The 19,188-nt window shown below is 43.5% G+C and carries 22 protein-coding genes and 1 riboswitch; of the genes, 11 read left to right on the top strand and 11 right to left on the bottom strand.

The window, feature by feature from the left end:
- Nucleotides 1–42 precede the first annotated feature (42 nt).
- A complete protein-coding gene (locus M3593_RS18555; protein ID WP_251544427.1) occupies nt 43–1,026 on the top strand; it encodes a Gfo/Idh/MocA family protein in 984 nt (327 codons plus the stop codon).
- Between the two features lie 69 nt (nt 1,027–1,095).
- Here M3593_RS18555 and M3593_RS18560 read toward each other — a convergent pair whose 3' ends face one another.
- Entirely contained in the window at nt 1,096–2,151 is a 1,056-nt protein-coding gene (locus tag M3593_RS18560) for a lactonase family protein (protein WP_251544426.1), read from the bottom strand.
- Nucleotides 2,152–2,370: 219 nt separating this feature from the next.
- On the opposite strand from M3593_RS18560, the gene nadE reads away from it, so the two are divergent.
- Nucleotides 2,371–3,192: an ammonia-dependent NAD(+) synthetase gene (nadE, locus tag M3593_RS18565; protein ID WP_251544424.1), complete on the top strand. Its 822-nt coding sequence runs from the start codon at nt 2,371–2,373 to the stop codon at nt 3,190–3,192.
- Nucleotides 3,193–3,243: 51 nt separating this feature from the next.
- On the opposite strand, the gene M3593_RS18570 is transcribed toward nadE, so the two are convergent.
- Entirely contained in the window at nt 3,244–3,588 is a 345-nt protein-coding gene (locus tag M3593_RS18570) for a hypothetical protein (protein ID WP_144478731.1), read from the bottom strand.
- A 239-nt stretch (nt 3,589–3,827) separates the two neighbouring features.
- A riboswitch (cyclic di-GMP riboswitch) is annotated at nt 3,828–3,912 on the top strand.
- A 274-nt stretch (nt 3,913–4,186) separates the two neighbouring features.
- Here M3593_RS18570 and M3593_RS18575 point away from each other — a divergent pair.
- On the top strand, nt 4,187–4,411 hold the full coding sequence (locus tag M3593_RS18575; protein ID WP_144478733.1) for a hypothetical protein: 225 nt from the start codon (nt 4,187–4,189) through the stop codon (nt 4,409–4,411).
- A 53-nt stretch (nt 4,412–4,464) separates the two neighbouring features.
- Here the strand turns inward: M3593_RS18575 and M3593_RS18580 are convergent, their stop codons facing one another.
- The 5 genes from M3593_RS18580 to M3593_RS18600 form a co-directional block, all read right to left on the bottom strand.
- Nucleotides 4,465–5,649 carry an acetyl-CoA C-acetyltransferase gene (locus M3593_RS18580; protein WP_251544421.1) on the bottom strand — a complete coding sequence of 395 codons (1,185 nt, stop codon included), beginning with the start codon at nt 5,647–5,649 and terminating at the stop codon, nt 4,465–4,467.
- Nucleotides 5,650–5,712: 63 nt separating this feature from the next.
- Complete coding sequence (locus M3593_RS18585; protein ID WP_144478737.1) at nt 5,713–7,155, bottom strand: GntP family permease; 1,443 nt, start codon at nt 7,153–7,155, stop codon at nt 5,713–5,715.
- A gap of 37 nt (nt 7,156–7,192) precedes the next feature.
- On the bottom strand, nt 7,193–8,788 hold the full coding sequence (locus M3593_RS18590; RefSeq protein ID WP_251544402.1) for an acyl CoA:acetate/3-ketoacid CoA transferase: 1,596 nt from the start codon (nt 8,786–8,788) through the stop codon (nt 7,193–7,195).
- 45 nt (nt 8,789–8,833) lie between these two features.
- Entirely contained in the window at nt 8,834–9,559 is a 726-nt protein-coding gene (locus M3593_RS18595) for a beta-ketoacyl-ACP reductase (RefSeq protein ID WP_251544399.1), read from the bottom strand.
- A 187-nt stretch (nt 9,560–9,746) separates the two neighbouring features.
- Nucleotides 9,747–10,631 (bottom strand): LysR family transcriptional regulator, encoded by an 885-nt coding sequence (locus M3593_RS18600; RefSeq protein ID WP_251544397.1) that lies wholly within the window; start codon nt 10,629–10,631, stop codon nt 9,747–9,749.
- A gap of 173 nt (nt 10,632–10,804) precedes the next feature.
- Between M3593_RS18600 and M3593_RS18605 the strand changes: the two genes are divergently transcribed.
- Nucleotides 10,805–11,140: a nucleoside triphosphate pyrophosphohydrolase gene (locus M3593_RS18605; RefSeq protein ID WP_144478745.1), complete on the top strand. Its 336-nt coding sequence runs from the start codon at nt 10,805–10,807 to the stop codon at nt 11,138–11,140.
- Between the two features lie 47 nt (nt 11,141–11,187).
- Here the strand turns inward: M3593_RS18605 and M3593_RS18610 are convergent, their stop codons facing one another.
- Nucleotides 11,188–11,703, bottom strand: coding sequence for a DoxX family protein (locus M3593_RS18610; RefSeq protein WP_251544393.1), 516 nt, complete (start codon nt 11,701–11,703; stop codon nt 11,188–11,190).
- A 248-nt stretch (nt 11,704–11,951) separates the two neighbouring features.
- On the opposite strand from M3593_RS18610, the gene M3593_RS18615 reads away from it, so the two are divergent.
- Both M3593_RS18615 and M3593_RS18620 read left to right on the top strand, forming a co-directional pair.
- Nucleotides 11,952–12,404 carry a DinB family protein gene (locus M3593_RS18615; RefSeq protein WP_251544390.1) on the top strand — a complete coding sequence of 151 codons (453 nt, stop codon included), beginning with the start codon at nt 11,952–11,954 and terminating at the stop codon, nt 12,402–12,404.
- A gap of 90 nt (nt 12,405–12,494) precedes the next feature.
- On the top strand, nt 12,495–12,890 hold the full coding sequence (locus M3593_RS18620) for an HIT family protein (protein ID WP_144478752.1): 396 nt from the start codon (nt 12,495–12,497) through the stop codon (nt 12,888–12,890).
- A 44-nt stretch (nt 12,891–12,934) separates the two neighbouring features.
- Here M3593_RS18620 and M3593_RS18625 read toward each other — a convergent pair whose 3' ends face one another.
- Entirely contained in the window at nt 12,935–13,147 is a 213-nt protein-coding gene (locus tag M3593_RS18625) for a methionine aminopeptidase (RefSeq protein ID WP_144478754.1), read from the bottom strand.
- Nucleotides 13,148–13,355: 208 nt separating this feature from the next.
- Between M3593_RS18625 and M3593_RS18630 the strand changes: the two genes are divergently transcribed.
- A complete protein-coding gene (locus M3593_RS18630) occupies nt 13,356–13,796 on the top strand; it encodes a Dps family protein (RefSeq protein ID WP_144479025.1) in 441 nt (146 codons plus the stop codon).
- Nucleotides 13,797–13,885: 89 nt separating this feature from the next.
- On the opposite strand, the gene M3593_RS18635 is transcribed toward M3593_RS18630, so the two are convergent.
- Complete coding sequence (locus tag M3593_RS18635) at nt 13,886–14,194, bottom strand: winged helix-turn-helix transcriptional regulator (RefSeq protein ID WP_144478755.1); 309 nt, start codon at nt 14,192–14,194, stop codon at nt 13,886–13,888.
- Between the two features lie 183 nt (nt 14,195–14,377).
- On the opposite strand from M3593_RS18635, the gene M3593_RS18640 reads away from it, so the two are divergent.
- The 4 genes from M3593_RS18640 to M3593_RS18655 all read left to right on the top strand — a co-directional run bounded on the left by M3593_RS18640 (nt 14,378) and on the right by M3593_RS18655 (nt 17,040).
- Nucleotides 14,378–14,785 (top strand): DoxX family protein, encoded by a 408-nt coding sequence (locus M3593_RS18640; protein WP_251544388.1) that lies wholly within the window; start codon nt 14,378–14,380, stop codon nt 14,783–14,785.
- 13 nt (nt 14,786–14,798) lie between these two features.
- Nucleotides 14,799–15,653: a VOC family protein gene (locus M3593_RS18645; protein WP_251544386.1), complete on the top strand. Its 855-nt coding sequence runs from the start codon at nt 14,799–14,801 to the stop codon at nt 15,651–15,653.
- A 28-nt stretch (nt 15,654–15,681) separates the two neighbouring features.
- Nucleotides 15,682–16,281, top strand: a complete 600-nt coding sequence (locus M3593_RS18650; protein ID WP_144478761.1) for an NADPH-dependent FMN reductase — start codon at nt 15,682–15,684, stop codon at nt 16,279–16,281.
- Nucleotides 16,282–16,404: 123 nt separating this feature from the next.
- The gene (locus M3593_RS18655; protein ID WP_251544384.1) at nt 16,405–17,040 is read left to right on the top strand and encodes an FMN-dependent NADH-azoreductase; all 636 of its coding nucleotides are present in this window, start codon (nt 16,405–16,407) and stop codon (nt 17,038–17,040) included.
- A gap of 403 nt (nt 17,041–17,443) precedes the next feature.
- Here M3593_RS18655 and katA read toward each other — a convergent pair whose 3' ends face one another.
- Nucleotides 17,444–18,904: a catalase KatA gene (katA, locus tag M3593_RS18660; protein ID WP_251544382.1), complete on the bottom strand. Its 1,461-nt coding sequence runs from the start codon at nt 18,902–18,904 to the stop codon at nt 17,444–17,446.
- Between the last annotated feature and the right edge of the window lie 284 nt (nt 18,905–19,188).

A 19,188-nucleotide genomic window follows, 5' to 3' on the forward strand; every position in this document is an offset into this window, starting at 1 on the left:
GGCATTGCCCCCGGCTTTTGCTATTGGAAAGGGTGAACCGACATGGTGCGTTTCGGAGTGGTAGGAACAAATTGGATTACGGAAGCGTTTATTAAAGGAGCACGCCATCAGAAGGATTTTAAGCTGGCTGCAGTATATTCCCGTTCAGAGGACCGTGCTGCGGACTTTGCAGGGAAGTTCGGAGTGGATACCGTTTTTACAGACCTGGAAGAGATGGCGAAAAGCGATGCCATTGATGCTGTCTACCTTGCCAGCCCAAATTCTTTGCATGCCAGCCAGGCGATCATGCTAATGGAAAATGGCAAGCATGTTCTTTGTGAAAAAGCGATCGCGTCTAACAGCCGCGAACTGAACGATATGATCCGAGCGGCAAAAGAAAATCAAGTTGTTTTGATGGAGGCGCTGAAATCGACCTTGATGCCGAACTTCAAGGCAGTCCAGCAAAACCTGGGCAAAATTGGCACAATCAGAAGGTACTTCGCAAGCTATTGCCAGTATTCTTCCCGCTATGACAAATATAAAGAAGGTACCGTCCTGAACGCATTTAACCCGGAATTCTCGGCAGGTTCGCTGATGGATATCGGTATTTACTGCATTTATCCGCTCGTTGTCTTGTTTGGAGAGCCAAAGTCTATCCAGGCAAATGGCTACATACTTGAGTCAGGAGTTGATGGGGAAGGAAGCCTGATTTTGAAGTATGATGAAATGGATGCTGTCATCATGTTTTCGAAAATCACTGATTCAACACTCCCTTCTGAAATACACGGTGAGAACGGCTGCATCAGGATTGATAAAATCAGCACTCCTACAAACGTAGAAATCCTTTACCGTGATGGAAGCAGTGAAGATCTGTCAGTAAAACAGCTTGAGGATAATATGTTTTATGAAGCAGAGGAATTCATTACATTGATCCAGCAAGGAAAGCTGGAGTCGGTAAACAATTCGCTTGAAAACTCAAGGATCACCATGAAAATCCTTGATGAAGCCAGATTGCAAATGGGTGTCAGCTTCCCGAGCGACAAATAGAAAAACAGGCAGGTGCTGCTAAGTGCACCTGCCTGTTTTTCATGGTATCGGCTGTTTATGGAACGATCCTTAGTAATGTAAAAATTTTACGCAGACAGGGTCCGGGACTTGCACATCAGACTGTAATAATGTCAATCTGCCTGTTTCTGTGTTACGAGAATAAAGCGTGACATTGCTGGAATTCTGGTTGGCGGCAATCAGGAATTTCTCGCTTGGGTCAAGCATAAAATCCCTTGGCCAATTGCCTTCAGTTGAAGTGTGTTCAACAAAGGTGAGCTTGAAGCTTTCTGGATCCACCTTGAAAACGGCAATACTGTCATGGCCGCGATTGGCAGCGTAGATGTAGTTTCCGTCAGAAGAAATATGGATGGCACTTCCCTGATTGTTTTCGGTGAAGTCTGCTGGCAAGGTTGTGATTGCCTGAAGTTGTTCAAAGCTTCCATCTTCAACATTGTATTTTAAGACAAGCACCTCAGAGCTGAATTCTGTCATCAGATAGGCAATTGTGTTGTTTGGATGGAAAACAAGATGTCTTGGACCGCTTCCTGGTGCAATATTCAATACACTCTTTTCAATCAGCTGACCGTTGTCCAGGGTGTAGGTGATCAGTTGGTCGATGCCAAGGTCGATCACTGCCGCATATTTCCCGTCAGGAGTGAAGCCGGCATAATGCGTGTGCGCTTTTTCCTGCCGCTCATCCGGTCCTGAACCCTCATGGACCACGCTTGATAACACATTTTCAATACTGCCGGTTTCAGCGTTCAGCAGATAAGAATCTGCAGTCCCTTTATGGTAATTAGCGGATAAAAGCAGAGTGTTTTCCGGGTTCACGCTCACATGGCAGGGAGATGCTCCTGGAGCAAGCTGTGAATCGATGAAAGATAATTTTCCGGAGTCAAGAATGTTGAAGCCTGCAACTCCTCCGGAATCACCTTCTTTTGCGACTGCATAAAGGAAGCGGTTGTCATCGCTGATTGTCAGGTAAGTAGGGTTTTCCAGAGCTGCAGCTGGTTCCACATCAAGGATTTTTCCATTTGCCGCATCCAATGTGAAAGAATAGATCCCCTCGCTGTTGCCTTTTGTATAGGTACCGAAATAGCCTTTGAACTTTTCATGGGTTGCCATTATGAATGCCTCCAATTTAATTCGCGTTAATACTATGGTTTATAGTCTAGCAAAAAAATCATGGCAGACAAAATGTTACGTCCACCATGGTAATGGGTAAAATAAACATGAGCATTTTTGGTATTGGGATGTTAGGTTTTCTGACGAAAATCTGGACTTTGGACTTTAGAAGGGATATGCTCTTTTTTGAATAGTTTTTCGTGAATTAGGAGGGTTATCATGAGCTTGCAAAAGCAGATAATTGAAGATTTGAATGTGCAGCCGCAAATTGATCCCCAGCAAGAAATCAGGAAAAGAATCGATTTTTTGAAGGAATATTTGCTTACATCAAGGGCGAAAGGGTTCGTTCTAGGCATCAGCGGCGGCCAGGATTCCACTCTGGCGGGGAAACTTGCGCAAATGGCTGCGGAGGAATTGCGGTCAGAAGGCAAGGATGCCAAATTCGTCGCTGTCAGACTTCCTTATGCGGTGCAAAAAGATGAGGATGATGCTCAGAAAGCACTGGAATTCATCAAGCCGGATCAAACGATCACCTTCAATATCCAGCCTGCTGTCGACACCTTCAATACCCAGTTCGAGGAAGCGATTGGCGAGAAGATGACAGACTTTAACAAAGGAAATGCAAAGGCAAGGATCCGGATGATCACCCAATATGCTATCGGCGGGCAGGACGGCTTGCTGGTGATTGGGACAGACCATGCTGCTGAAGCAGTAACCGGATTTTTCACAAAATACGGGGATGGAGGAGCTGACCTGCTGCCGCTTACCGGCTTGAACAAGCGCCAGGGCAGGGAACTGCTCAAAGCATTGAATGCAGAATCGAGACTGTATCTGAAAGAGCCTACCGCTGACCTTTTAGACAACAAGCCGCTTCAATCTGATGAAACCGAACTTGGCGTCAGCTATGAAGTAATCGATGATTATCTTGAAGGAAAGCAGATCGACGAAGCAGCAGCTGCCAAAATTGAGGGCAGATATCTTGCTTCAGAGCATAAACGGCATGTTCCAGCGTCCATGTTTGATTCATGGTGGAAGGAATAAGCACAAAAAAGGCCTGGCTAAGATTTTCAACCAAAAGCCAGGCTTTCCTTTTTATTCAGTTTGCGCAATAGCTAACTGTGGCGCATCCTCTTTGTCTGTCACTTTGTCGATTTTATCGGTGAACATCTGGAAGACCCGCTTTTTTTCTTCCAACTCCTTGATATACTCTTTCAAATCATTGAATTTCTCCTCAAATGGCTGATGATACAATTCGCGAATCTTCCTGTTCAGGTCCGGATTCACTGTTGACTGGACAACCTGCTTCGTGATGTTGAATTTATATGTATACACTTTAAGCTCATTTTTAACTTCGTCATACTCCGCATCTATTTCTTTAAGAATCTCTTCAATTTCTGCTTTCCATTCATCTAGCGACTTTTTAACATGCTGTTCCATAAGGATCCTCCTGCCATTCGCCTGTAATAAAGCTTCTTCCTTTTATTCTAGCAACTGAACTTTACATAGAGATTGCTGGGATATTACATTGTGAAAACAATGCGCTAATCAAAGTTGGCGCCTGAAAGGGTTGTCTATCTTTCATGCGATCACAAAGTTATAGGAAATTAGACTCATCTTTGTAATTAATTGGCGAATTTTGTTGAAAGTATGGTTCTAAAGTTTTATATTTTAAGTAGAACTGAAAAAGGCAAACTTATCGAAAGGTGAGGACGCAAAGCCACGAGTCTAAGGCCATGCTGCTAGGATAGTCGGGTTGCCAATAAAAGATCGGATGAGTATAGAACATATCGGTGAATGGTATTGGTTGACTGTTTGCCAAAGGAAATCCGCCGTCTTTTTTGGAGGGTTTTTTTTATTCTTCCTGGTCCATTCTGCACAATCATGCAAAAAGAACTGAATTTCACGTTTGCCGAGTGTGAGAAAGGATAAATAAAACTTAAGTATCTTGACAGGACGAGTGAAAATAATCCTTTTGGCAGGTTTTGTTTTTAGGAAAAAGGATTTTTGAAAAATAGAATGGAAGGTGGAGGAAACGTTGACTGTATTGTTTGGGACGGTAGAGTACTTTGAACGGGAGATAGAGTTTCATTTAACAGATGTTGAAAAAAGGGAAAGGTTCCAGGAAGAAATTCAGCAGATACAAATGAAGCTGGAAGAAGAGCTTCGGAATGATTTCATCTGTGACGAGAGGCTAAGAAGGGAATGCCTTGAGAATCTATCAAATGCATGCAGTAAATTAACTGAAGATTATGTAGTTTGATAACTACTAAAATATGAAAGCCTGTGGTGCGGACCACAGGCTTTTTCTATTGATTAAACATTTTCGATGATCGTTGCGACACCCATTCCGCCGCCTATGCAGAGGGTGGCCAGTCCGTATTTTTGTTCTCGTTTCTTAAGTTCGTGGATGAGTGTGACTAGAATTCTTGCTCCGCTTGCTCCAATTGGGTGGCCAAGCGCAATGGCACCGCCGTTGACATTTACATTCTCCTCGCTCATGCCAAGTTCCTTCATGACGGAAAGAGCCTGTGCCGCAAATGCCTCATTCGCCTCTACTAAATCGATATCCGTTAACTCCATTTCCGCTTTCTTAAGGGCTTTCTTAACAGCGCTAACAGGCCCAATACCCATGATGGATGGATCAACGCCCGCAGAAGCATTCGCCTTGATGGTTACAAGTGGAGTAACTCCTAGTTCTTTTGCTTTTTTGCCACTCATCACCACAACTGCAGCTGCGCCATCATTGATTCCAGAAGCATTGGCTGCGGTTACGGTTCCGTCTTTCTTGAACGCAGGCCGTAACTTGCCAATCTTTTCAAGAGTGCTGCCGAATTTAGGATGCTCATCCTGATTGACAATAATAGGATCGCCTTTACGCTGTTTCACTTCTACAGGGACGATTTCATCCTTGAAGCGTCCGGAAGTGATCGCTGCTTCTGCCCGATTCTGGCTCTTGACTGCGAAAGCGTCCTGTTCATTGCGCGAGATTTCATATTTTTCGGCAAGGTTTTCGGCAGTAATACCCATATGGTAGTCATTAAATGCACATACGAGTCCATCGCCAAGCAATGTATCAACGAGTTTTTGGTCGCCCATTTTGAAGCCTTCACGCGCACCTTTGAGAACGAAAGGCGCCTGGCTCATATTCTCCATTCCGCCAGCGACAACGATATCGGCTTCACCTGCTGCAATTGCCTGATATGCCAGGTGAACGGCCTTCAAACCTGAGCCGCATAGTTTATTGATTGTCATGGATGGGCATGTCTCTGGAAGTCCTGCTCTCATGGCAGCCTGGCGTGCCGGATTTTGACCAAGCCCGGCTTGAAGGACATTTCCCATGATGACTTCATCGACGGAATCAGCACTAATATTTGCTTTTTCCAATGCAGCCTTAATAGCGGCCGCTCCAAGATCAACTGCAGATACCTTTGAAAAAGCTCCGCCAAAAGCTCCTGTAGCGGTCCTGACCGCACTTGCAATCACAATTGAATTTTCCATTTTTACTGCCCCTTCCGAATTAAAGTTAAGAAAGGGGGAATTGCTCCCCCTTTGTTGTTATTATTATACTAGTCCAGTTAACTTGTAGACTGCAATAATGAAGAATACAGCCAATGTTTTTATTACAGTAATAGCAAAAATATCTTTATAAGATTGTTTATGAGTTAATCCGGTAACAGCAAGCAAAGTAATAACTGCACCGTTGTGAGGAAGTGTATCCATTCCGCCTGATGCCATCGAGATGACACGGTGCATGACTTCCGGCGGGATATTGAATTCTGTGATTGCCTTCATGTAAGTATCAGCCATTGCACTCAAAGCAATCCCCATACCGCCTGAAGCAGATCCAGTCACACCTGCAAGAGTTGTAGTCGTTACTGCTCCATTGATGAGCGGATCTGTGAATGTTGTTGAAATTCCTTTACTCACAACAGAGAATCCTGGAAGAGAGGAAATGACTCCGCCAAAACCGTATTCAGCCCCAGTATTCATCGATGCAAGCAAGGCACCGCCTATTGCAGTGTTGACTCCAACTTTAAATCCTCCGGTAACCTTCTTCCAGTCATATAAAAGAGTAGCCAGGATGCCAAGAATCAACGCCAGTTCAACGGACCAGATTCCAACTACTCCAGCCATCTGGACCGTACCATAGGATTCAAGACCAATCTTTGAAAAATCAAACCCATTCGGATACCATTTTGGCAGATTCACTGTGAAGAATTTGTTAGCTACACCAACAAGCACTAATGGTACGAATGCAAGTACAGCTCTTATTGTGCTCGTTTTAGCAGTCATGTCAATGTTGCTGACACCTTCATCTAGTGCCTCAGCTTCTGCTGCAGCAGCGGATTCTGCATTATCAAATCCGTAGAAACCTTCGCCGCGTTTTGCAGCTCTCTTTCTAAGAGTTTCAAGATAAAGCATGCCTAATGTGAAAACAAGGATTGCACCAATGATCCCGAGGGCAGGTGCCGCGTAAATATCAGTCCCGAAGAAGCTTGTTGGAATAACGTTTTGGATCTGGGGCGTGCCTGGAAGTGCGTCCATCGTGAATGTGAACGCTCCAAGGGCAATCGTTCCCGGAATAAGCCTTTTAGGAATGTTCGCTTCTCTGAATAAGTTTTTAGCAAAAGGATAGATGGCAAATACCACAACGAACAAGCTAACCCCGCTGTATGTTAATATAGCGCCCATCAACACGATTGCTAGAATGGCACGGGTGCCGCCAACCAATTTAATGATGGACTTAGCGATGGATTCGGCAATCCCAGACATTTCGACTACCTTACCGAAAATTGCACCAAGCAGGAAAACTGGAAAATAGTTTTTGATGAATCCGACCATCTTTTCCATGAAGATGTTGCTGAAAAAGGGCAGTACGTGGCTTGGGTCCGTCAGCAGCACAGCCAAAAGGGCAGCGATTGGTGCAAAAAGGATGACTGAATACCCTTTGTAAGCTGTGAACATCAATAATCCAAGGGCTAATAGTATAATGAATAGCTCCATATGGGGAACTCCTTTCTAAAACACAAGTTTTGATGGATCAGATTGCTGCAATATTTCGTAAGCCAGGAGTTTTTTTATCCTTTAAACCCATAGGTTCATCCATGAAAATCCTGCTGTCCATTAATTTTAAGTCTTTGGCAATCAATGGCCTGAAATTCATCTGGGAAAGGATATCTCTTTCTAAATTGATGCCAGGGGCAATCTCTGTAAGCGTCAATCCCTCAGGCAAAAGTTCAAAAACGGCTCGTTCGGTAATATAGATGATTCTTTTATTATTTTCACGTGCCACATCACCACTGAAAGTGATTTGCTCTACATTTTCGATGAATTTTTTTGCTTTGCCCTCCTGGAGGATTTCAAGCTTCCCTTTGCCGGTCCCTACCTTTAAGCCACCGGCAGTGAAGGTTCCGCAAAAAGCGATTTGCCTGGCGTTTTGGGTAATATTGATGAATCCTCCGCATCCGGCAATTTTAGGGCCGAACTTTGAAACATTAATATTTCCTTTAGTATCACATTGAGCCAGGCCAAGGAATGCAGCATCAATTCCGCCGCCATCGTAATAGTCAAACATATATGGTTGATCAATGATCGCCTGTGGCCCGATTGAGCAGCCAAAATCCAGCCCGCCTGCTGCTGTGCCGCCAATTGCACCAGGCTCAAGAGTTGGAGTGAATTGGTCATTCATTCCTTCCTCCTGGAGGACATGTGCGATAATTTCAGGCACTCCGATTCCATAATTCAGTACTTTGATATCCTCGTTCAATAGCATGGCTGCACGGCGCGCGATCACCTTGCGTTCGTTAAGGGGATATTTTTTATCGGATTGCTTATGAACAACATCGCTCCGGTAAAAATCTTCATTGTGCTGTGTTCCGAATGTCTGCATATGGTTGGCCGGGTTTTCAACAACAACCACATAATCGACGAGTATTCCCGGTATAGCCACAAGCTTAGGATCTATTGAACCGTTTTTGACAATCTTTTCTACCTGGACAATCACCTTGCCTCCGCTATTGCGTGCATTCATGGCGATGGATAGGATTTCTAGTGTAAGCGGTTCCTTTTCGAAGCTGATGTTACCGTTTTCATCGGAAACCGAACCTTTCAGCAGAGCAAAATCAAGCTTCTGTGTTCTATAGGCAAGATAAGATTTGCCGTCAAAGTTTACTTTTTCAACGATTTCCTCTTTTGTAGCTTGATTCAGCTTGCCGCCGTCAATATCCGGGTCGACAAATGTTCCTAATCCTACATGTGTGACCGTGCGCGGTTTACCAGCTGCTCCATCACGAAACATCTGTGAAATGACACCCTGCGGCAGGTTATAGGCTTCAATTTTGTCATTGACCACCAATGGCTGGAATTTTGGCGCAAGTCCCATATGACCGCCGATGATTCGCTTCACAAGTCCTTCATGAGCGTAATGGTTCATGCCTCGGTCAACACCATCACCGTTTCCTGCTGCATACATAAGGGTTAGGTTTCTTGGAGACTGGCTTTCAAGGAATCTCTTTTCTACCTCGATATATATTTCTTCTGCAACGCCAACGCCAATAAAACCGCCCAGGCCCACAATCGCGTTGTCGGTGATCAAATTTGCTGCTTTCTGTGATGAAATGATTTTTACAGAAGACATAGTCAACACCTCATTGTCATTTTCTATTTCAGTCCAGGGGTCGGATTAAAGTCTTAATCCACCGGTCACTTCCAGGACATGCCCATTGACATAACTTGACTCGTCGCTTGCAAGGAATAATACTGCGTTTGCAATTTCCTGCGGCTGACCAAGGCGCCCAAGCGGGGTTTTCTCTCTGATTGGCTGGAGGACTTTATCAGGTACAGTTGCCATCATTTCTGTTTCAACATAACCCGGGGCAATAGCATTTGACCGTACTGCAGCCCCTTTGCGAGTGAACTCTTTCGCCCAGGTATAGGTCATGCCAATGACACCTGCTTTTGTTGCTGCATAGTTTGTCTGTCCAACATTTCCATATACGCCAACAACAGAAGAGATACTGACAATTGAGCCCTTTCCATTTTCCATCATGATTGGCGCCACAGCTTGAGTCAGGTTGAATACTCCTTTAAGATTTACATCTATTACTGCATCCCACATATCTTCAGTCATTTTCTGAATCAAAGCATCACGGGTAATTCCGGCGTTGTTGACAAGGACATCGATTTTTTCGAACTCAGTTTTCACGTCTTCAACAAATTTCGCAACCTGGTCGCGATTCGTCACATTTAACTGCACATGGCGTACATTTGGCAATTGATATTCTCCGACTCCCATATCGAGAGAATAGACAATCGCAGCACCCTCTTGCGCAAGCGTTTCCACTATTTGGCGGCCGATTCCACGTGCTCCTCCTGTTACAATAGCCACTTTACCTTCCATTCTATTCATAATGTAAGCCCCCTACACGATATTAAATGATTACACTAATAATGTAAGCGGTATCAATATTAAAATAAAATACATATAAATCATGATTGTTATAACTTTAAGTTATGGAATAAAAAAAGCAGGAGTACAAGGTAATTGCCTCGTACTCCTGCCATTTTGTCTGGACAATGCTAAATTCGAAAAAAAGTTATTTAATATGTTCTCGGATGTATTCGATGAATTTCTTCGCAGCAAAAGAGATGTATCTGTTTTTTTTCAGGATGATTGCAATCCGCCATTTCATTTCCGGATGATCAATCGGGATTTGCTTAATGCTATTGCTGTTGAATCTGGCCAGGATTGGACGAGGTAAAATCGAAATCCCCTGGTTAAGACAGACCAATTCAGTTAGGAAGTCCCATTGGGAGCTCTTAAAATAAACATTTGGTTCAAAGCCAGCTTCACGGCAAGCCTTGAGGACATGGTGATGGAGAAGGAAGGTTTCATTGAGGAGTGCAAACGATTCGTCCTTTAAGTCTTCGAATGTAACTTTCTCCCTTTCAGCCAGCGGATGGTCGTTATGGACGATTAAGACCACTTCGTCTTCCGTTACTGGAATGTACTCAATTCGATCAGAAAGCTCAGGCAATATAACCAGCCCAAGGTCGACGAACCCCTTTTCGACCATTTCATAGACTGTGACAGCACCATTTTCAATAATTGAAAGGTTAATTCCTGGGTAATCTTGCCGGAAATTAGCAATAAGAGGAGGGAAGTAGCTTGTCCCTATTACAGGCGGGATTCCCACGCTTACATTTCCAGTCCTTAAATTTTTTGTATCCTGAATCGCTTCTGTGATCGAGTCCATCTCCAACAGAAGTTTTTGCCCCTCTTCGAATAGTTTTTCTCCTGCATCAGTCAAAGTCATTTTATGCTCGGACCGGTCAAAGAGCTGGACACCTAGATCTTCTTCCAGTTTTTTAATCATTTTGCTTAAAGCAGGCTGAGAAAGATGGAGATTCCTCGCTGCGACTGTAAAACTATTATCTTTTGCAACTTGGACAAAATACGCTAACTGACGTGTATCCATCATTATTCCTCCGTATTAATCCCATAAGTACCGCTATTGTAACATAGGCTGAGCATAGAAGAATAATGGTTTAAAATGAGGCAAGCTGGATGATTGCCATGTATTATAAGAAAATGCGTTTGAACACATAGATTTAAGGTTATGTTTATCAGTAAGACAGCAAAAGGGGAATCGTCATGGAAAAAAAAGAATACAACAAACTCGTAAGGGACTTTTTTCCGGATTTGATGAAGGATAAAGGCAAGAAAATTGAATATGAAATCTTGGAAGGCAGTGCATATAGTGAAAAGCTAATGGAAAAATTCAATGAGGAAGTTGAAAAATTCCGGAATGCCGGAACCGATAGGCTGCTGAGTGAAATAGTGGACTTGCTTGAGGTGGTCTATGCGATTGCGGAACATCGAGGAATCACCGAATCGGAAGTGGAGTTCATGCGCCAGCTGAAGAAGAACCGAAGCGGCGGCTTCCGCAAAAAAATCCTTCTCAAATCAGTAGATGAACGTTCAAAATAAAAATAAGCCCTCTGCCATAGTTGGCGGAGGGCTTTATCTATATCATGTTAAGCAGTTTTATGCACAGTTTCCGGTGCCTGTTTGAAAACAGTTTTGCGGATGAAAGGAACCACCCAGCGGTCTAAACCGTATTTGCCAGCATTGAAACCGGCAAACAGAATGATGAAACCGAAGAAGATGTCAGTTGGGTTGTGGGATACAGTGCCGGCAAGGAAGAAACTGAAGTTCATGACAAGGCCGAAGAACATGGCAGCAGTAGTCAAGCATCCAAGAATCAAACCAAGGCCGATAAGGAATTCACCAAGCGGAACGATGAAGTTGAACAGATCCACATTAGGAATCGCAAAGCTTTCAAGGAAGTTTACATACCATCCATACACCATATGTCCGTCTGGACCTTTTACAGGATTGGCAGCAGCATTTTTTAAAAATCCAGTTGCGTCAAAACCGTCACCCGTCAACTTTCCCCACCCAGCACTCATCCAGTTGTAACCAAGCCATACACGAATCACTGTCAACAGGCCAGCAGCAATATTGTTTTCCCTTAACCATTTAGCGAACATCTAAATCGCTTCCCTTCAAAATATATAATGATTACACTAATAAAATATCAAAGAAAAATATGGAAATCTGTGAATAAAGTGTGAAGACACATATCAGCCATAATGTTTTGAACAATTTTTGACAGAGAGTTCCTTTTATGGATAGTATACCCTGATAGGTATGACGATATTTCTTTTCCTTGTCACATATGTTGGAAATATATAGAATAAACATAAGGAGATAACAAGCAGGAAAGGGGAATGGAGTAATGAGCGAGCTATTGTTTAAACACTTTGAATTAACAAGAGGGAATTTTATAAAAGATATTGAGGGATTGGATCCTGAGCAGGCGAGTTTTCAGCCCGAGGGCTTCAATAATAACATCCACTGGCAAATCGGACATGTTTTGACGGTCGCAGAACAATTCATGCTGGGTTATCCTAAAAAATCAAATCATCTTCCAGAGAATTACATAGAGCTATTTGGGAATGGTACGCGCCCATCTGATTGGTCGGGCGATGTTCCTTCTGTCGAGCTATTGACTGAACAATTAAAAACGCAGCTTGGAAGAATCAAAGAGGTCCCGGCTTCGATGCTGGACGAGAAGCTGAAAAAGCCTTTTCTCGGACTGGAGACGTTTGGGGAACTTGCCAATATGGCCTTGTTTCACGAATCCTATCATCTAGGCCAAATCCATGCGATGAAAAAATTAGCGAAGTAATGACAGATATGGCAGTGACCGTTTGGCCACTGCTTTAAATAATTGCAGGCATCGGCCTAAATTAGACCATGCGAGAAATGGAGGCTGCCAATGTACCAGGAGACTTGTCCATATTGCAATATACATGCGGATGAGGAGCAGAATGTCGTTTTTGAAAATGAAACCTGTTATTTTATCCAAAAGGAATCAGAGCAGCAAATCCTGCAGGGGAGCGGACTGATCATCCCGAAACAACATAAGCAGAATGTATTTGAACTGTCAGATCAAGAGTGGATGGATTCAAGGGAATTGCTGGCCGCAGCAAAGAATCTGCTTGACACAAAGTACTCGCCAGATGGATACAGCGTAGGCTGGAATACTGGCAGAGCAGGCGGCCAATCGATCTTCCATGCTCATTTGCATGTCATTCCGCGTTTTAAAGATGAGCCTCTCGCCGGGCGGGGGATCAGATACTGGATCAAGCAGGAGGAAAATAGGAGAAACTAGTTATATTGGTACGAAAAAATGGCTCTGCAAATGCAGGGCCATTTTTAGGTTGTGCTCTCATGCCAATCTGAGTATAATCCGCTTCCATTGCAGCCGGGACATTCGTATGGTGCCGCGTAATAAACAAATTCATTCGCGGAAAAAGCGTAGTAACCCCTGCCATGGCAGTCAGGGCATTTATTTTGATCCTTCATATTGGCAAGGTGGTTTTCGTATCTTGCATTTCTCCATTGATTAAGCGCATTGAATAAACCCAAAATCATACACCTCCAGTTCTATGCATAGTTTGGAGAAATTCACATGTTTTTATGTATAGTTTATGGAGAAATTTGGTTTTTGCCCCTGGTACGAGCACATACCATAATTGAAAGTTGACATTAATGTGAACAATCCATCATTAACAAACCTTACTGGATAATCTTGGACTATAATGAACCTGAATAAAAAATCCAGGAGGAATTCATGATGAAAAATGAATTGACACAAATGGTCAACCAGCAAATTGCAAACTGGACAGTCCTTTACATCAAACTCCATAACTACCACTGGTATGTAACGGGACCAGAATTCTTCACTCTGCATGCGAAATTCGAAGAACTGTACAATGAAGCTGCATTGCATATTGATGAATTAGCCGAAAGATTGCTGGCGATGGGGGACAAGCCGGTGGCAACGATGACTGGTGCGCTCGAGCTTGCTTCGGTAAAAGAAGCCGCAGGAAATGAGTCCGCTTCAGAAATGGTTGCAAGCATTGTTCATGACTATTCAACCATGATCGAAGAATTAAAGCGGGGAATGGAACTGGCTGGAGAAGTACACGATGAAACAACAAGCGATCTTCTTTTGTCCATTCATTCAGGGCTGGAAAAACATGTTTGGATGCTGAATTCATTTTTAGGCAGATAAGAGAGGAAATGAAAGAGACGTATGCCGATGCATACGTCTCTTTTTTATCCTAATCCTTTTAGGCTCTGTTGGTGTACTTTGTTAGTTTTTCAGTCTTTCAGCCAGCTCTGGGACCAATCTTCAATTTTCCCCATAAGAGGTTCAAGTGCCTCGCCTTTATCGGTCAGAGAGTATTCAATCCGCACAGGAGTCTCTGGGTAGACTTTTCTTTTAACAATCCCTTCATTCTCCAAATCCTTTAAGCGTTCAGAAAGAACCCTGCCGCTGATCCCGATTGCAGACTCGATGCTGCAGAATCGTTGTGGACCAGATAGGAGCTGGTAAATGATCAGCCCGGTCCATCTTAAGCTCAGGATGGTCATGGCTTTTTCAAATCTAGGACAAATAATCTTATCCATTCTAATCACTCCTTACTTAATATTATAATCATATTAAATTAAAAATAAATTACTTTTAACAAAAAGATTACTTGACGTATATAATTAACTAAAATATAATTACTTACATAAAGTAACCTACTAACGATATTGTAACTGCAGTGCTGTTTTCGTTAAAGTAAATGAAAAAGGAGAATAATACAAATGATAAAGATGAATGAAGTTGGAGCAACAATTTTAAGAATTGTTTTAGGAGCAACTTTCCTGATCCATGGCGCGGCCAAGTTCCAGGGTGGTATCGAAAACACAGTGGGTTTCTTTGAAAGTCTTGGCCTGCCAGGTTTTTCGGCATACCTTGTAGCTTTAATAGAATTAGTAGGCGGTATCGCGATGATACTGGGAGTTGGGACAAGGATTGTTTCGATTTTGTTTGCGGTTGTTTTGGCCGTAGCGGTCATTAAAGTAAAGCTCGCCGGAGGATTCCTTGGAAACGGCCAGATGGCGGGATATGAACTTGACCTTGCGTTAATGGCCATCTCAATTTATCTGGCAATCACTAATAAATCACTCTTCGCTATTGATAATGTCATTTTTCAAACTAAAAACGCCTAAAGGAGGAAATCCAATGAATTTTCATCAGCCTCCGGTTACTTTTGTGGGCCGGGTGGATTTAAAGGTGCAAGATCTTGAGCGTTCGGTTGCTTTTTATCAAGATGTGATCGGTTTTAAACTATTTGAAAAAACGCAGAAATCAGCAAAGTTTACGGTGGATGGCAATAATGTGCTGCTGTCAATTGAACAGCCAGAGGATGTAATGCCAAAGCAGAGAAGAACCACTGGACTTTATCATTTTGCCATTTTATTGCCTCATCGCGCCGATTTAGCCAACATACTGAAACATTTTGTACAGTTAAGGCTTCCGCTTCAGGGAGCATCAGACCACCTGGTGAGTGAGGCACTTTACCTTGCCGATCCAGATGGAAATGGAATTGAGATCTATATAGACCGGCCAGCTTCAGACTGGACATGGAATGAGTCTCAAGTTGTCATGACCACGGAGCCGTTGGATGCAGAAGGTCTGCTTGAGGAGGACAAAAGAGGGACATGGAATGGTCTGCCTGCAGGCACTGTAATGGGACATATCCATCTGCATGTTTCTGAATTAGACAAAACGGAAGAGTTTTACACAAAGGGACTTGGCTTTAATGTAGTTTCTCGATATGGGCCTCAGGCTCTGTTCATTTCAACAGGGAAATATCATCACCATATTGGACTGAACACCTGGAATGGAGTTGGAGCTCCGAAACCAGCGGAAAACAGTGTGGGACTCAGATCATTCAGTTTGGTACTGCCAGATGAAGAGTCGGTAAAAGAAACGATTTCCCGGCTGATCAGCGTTGGTGCTGAAGTTACAGAAGAAAATGGTGTTATTGTTACAGTTGACCCTTCGGGGAACAGGATCAAGTTAGAAACAGCATGATAGAAAAAGATAACAGGCGGTGGAGAGAATGGGTCTATTAAACAAACTATTTGGGAACAAAACGAAGGAGGAAAAAATCATGACTGCAGAAAAAATGAATATCGGGATTATTTTAGGAAGCACAAGACAGGGCCGTGTGAGCCCGCAAGTTGGCGAATGGGTTAAGGAACTGGCTGACAAGCGCGGAGACGCAAATTATGAAATCGTCGATATAGCTGACTTCGATCTGCCATTTTTGGGAACAACGGATGGAACAGAACCGGGGATTGCTGCCTGGAATGAAAAGCTTTCAAACCTCGATGGTTTCGTGTTCATTGTTCAGGAATACAATCACAGTATTACCGGAGCATTGAAAAACGCGCTTGATTTTGCACGCGAGGCATGGAATAACAAAGCAGCCGGAATCGTCAGCTATGGTTCAACAGGCGGCGCAAGAGCAGCTGAACATTTAAGAGGAATCTGCGGAGAATTAAAAATAGCCGATGTCCGAACACATCCAACATTATCTCTATTTACTGACTTTGAAAACGGAACAGAATTTAAGCCGCAAGCCCTTCATGGTGATAATGTAAATGCAATGCTGGATGAAGTAGTGGCATGGAGCGGAGCATTAAAGACTTTAAGATAGAATGAGCAAATTAATTGACCTGCTTTTTTAAACGGGGTAATATCTCGAAGTAAGCTATTTTTACTTCGAGATTTTTCATGAAAATAGCTTGGAGAATAAAAAAGGAATAGGTGGAATCACATCATGGCAAAAGTTTTATATATCACAGCACACCCACTTACTGAAGAACAGTCATTCAGTTTGTCAGCAGGAAAAGCCTTCATTGACACATACCAGGAGCAAAACCAGAACGATGAAGTCATTCATCTGGATCTATTCAAAGAAAACATCCCACACATCGATGCCGATGTATTAGGCGGCTGGGGAAAACTGCAGAAAGGCACTGAATTTTCAGCCCTAACTGCAGAAGAACAGGCAAAAATCGGCCGTCTTGCAGAGCTTGTTGACCAGTTCACAGCAGCAGACAAATTCGTTTTCGTGACACCGCTTTGGAACTTCTCATTCCCGCCAGTCATGAAAGCATACCTGGATTCCGTAGCAGTCGCAGGCAAGACATTCAAATATACACAAGAAGGCCCTGTTGGTTTAATGACCGATAAAAAAGCCCTGCACATCCAGGCTCGCGGCGGATACTACTCAGAAGGACCAGCAGCAAGCATGGAAATGGGAAATCGCTACATCGAAACAATCATGAACTTCTTCGGAGTACCTTCATTTGAATCCCTTGTTCTTGAAGGTCATAACGCAAACCCTGAAAAAGCACAGGAAATCAAAGAAAACGGAATCGACCGTGCGAAGGATCTAGCACATACATTCTAATAGAAGATTTACAGGAACAAGCAGGTCAGAGATGGCCTGCTTTTCTATTTATTAGAGGGATTCCTGAAGTTAATTGATGTGTGATTGTTTGATAGAGGTTTTGTAAGGGGCACTTTTTGGGAAAAGCGTCGTGAGTTTGTCAGATAGAGGTCTTTTAGCGGACACTTTTCGAGAAAATCACCATGAATATGTCCGATAGGGCCCTTCTAGAGAATGTCCGATAGATGTCTTGTAACGGACACTTTTCGGGGAGATTATCATGAATTTGTCCGATAGGGCTCTTGTAGCGGACACTTTTTCAGGAAATAATCATGGGTTTGTCCAAAAGAATCATTCAAAAGCCATCTGCTTATTTATGATAAAAACGGATGCCCAATATAGGACATCCGTTTTATCATATCTTTTAAACTTCCTGTGGGACCTGCAGTCCGAGTCCTTGCGCGATACGGGTTCCGTACTCAGGGTCTGCCTTATAGAAGTGGCCGATCTGGCGGAGTTTGATATCATCGCGTTCAACTGGCTTCATTGCTGCGACGATATTAGCAACCAGGCGAGCTCGTTCTTCTTCGCTCATCAGGCGGTACAGGTCACCGGCTTGTGTGTAATGGTCATGGTGATCATAGCCCGCGTTTTCGGCCACACCGCTGACAGGAAATGCTGCCTGTTTTTGCTCATTCACTTCTGTTGGTCCTCCGAAACTATTAGGCTCGTAGTTTACAGATTTGCCGCCATTTCCATCAAAGCGCATCTGGCCGTCACGCTGGTAGGAATTGACTTCTGTTCTAGCCCTGTTGATCGGCAAATGATTGTGATTTGCGCCTACACGGTATCGGTGCGCATCAGCATAAGCGAACAGGCGGCCCTGTAGCATTTTGTCTGGCGATACATCGATACCAGGTACCAGCGTTCCAGGAGAGAAGGTTGCCTGCTCAACTTCCGCAAAGTAATTTTCCGGGTTACGGTCCAAGACCATGCGGCCCACTTCAATTAATGGGTAGTCTTTTTGTGACCAAACCTTTGTAACATCGAATGGATCAAAACGGTACGTATTCGCATCCTCCAATGGCATGATCTGGACATAAAGCTTCCAGGCAGGGAAGTCTCCCGCTTCGATGGCATTAAATAAATCTTCTGTATGGAAATCCGGGTTTTCGCCGGCGATTTGTGCCGCTACATCGGCAGTCAGGTTCTTCACGCCTTGCTCTGTCTTGAAGTGGTACTTGATCCAGACGCCATCTCCTTCAGCATTAGTCCATTTGAATGTATGGCTGCCAAAACCATGCATATGGCGGAAAGTAGCCGGAATGCCCCGGTCAGACATCAGGATCGTTACCTGATGCAACGCCTCAGGTGACAGTGACCAGAAATCCCACACTGCATTTGGATCCTTCAGGTGAGTCTGAGGGTTCCTTTTTTGTGTATGGATGAAGTCAGGGAACTTGATCGCATCACGGATGAAGAATACCGGCGTATTGTTGCCGACAATATCATAGTTTCCTTCCTCTGTATAAAACTTTACGGCGAATCCGCGTGGGTCACGCACTGTATCAGCTGATCCCAGTTCACCAGCAACCGTTGAGAAACGGACGAATAAAGGTGTTTTCTTTCCTGCCTCTGAAAGAAATGCTGCCTTCGTATATTTGGTTACATCATTTGTCACTTCAAAATATCCATGTGCTCCGGCACCTTTTGCATGCACAACACGCTCAGGCACACGCTCGCGGTTAAAGTGCGCCAATTTTTCCAAAAGGTGAACGTCCTGCAGTAAAGTTGGACCTCTTTGGCCAGCTGTCATGGAGTTCTGGTTGTCCCCAACCGGTGCTCCCCAGCTTGTAGTCAGATTCTTCTTTTGATCATTACTCATTCTTCATCCCGCCTTTTTAAAATTTGTTGATGACTAAATGATAACATCTTTCAATTAAAAATCAATATTAATTTATAATTATTTTAAATAAGGAGGTAATACATTAAAATAATTACTATAAATATGGCCCTGTCACAAAATATGGTAGATAAAAAAAGACTGAAAAGCTGTCGACATTTTTGAATCTCTCCAATCCAACTGAATATGCCTCTGACAAAGTTACAAACCTGTAACACTATGTAAAAAATGAACCGGATCCTTACAGTGCTGGTTATAGAAGGAAG

This window comes from Mesobacillus sp. MER 48, from assembly GCF_023714225.1.
Classification (GTDB): Bacteria; Bacillota; Bacilli; order Bacillales; family Cytobacillaceae; genus Mesobacillus; species Mesobacillus oceanisediminis_A.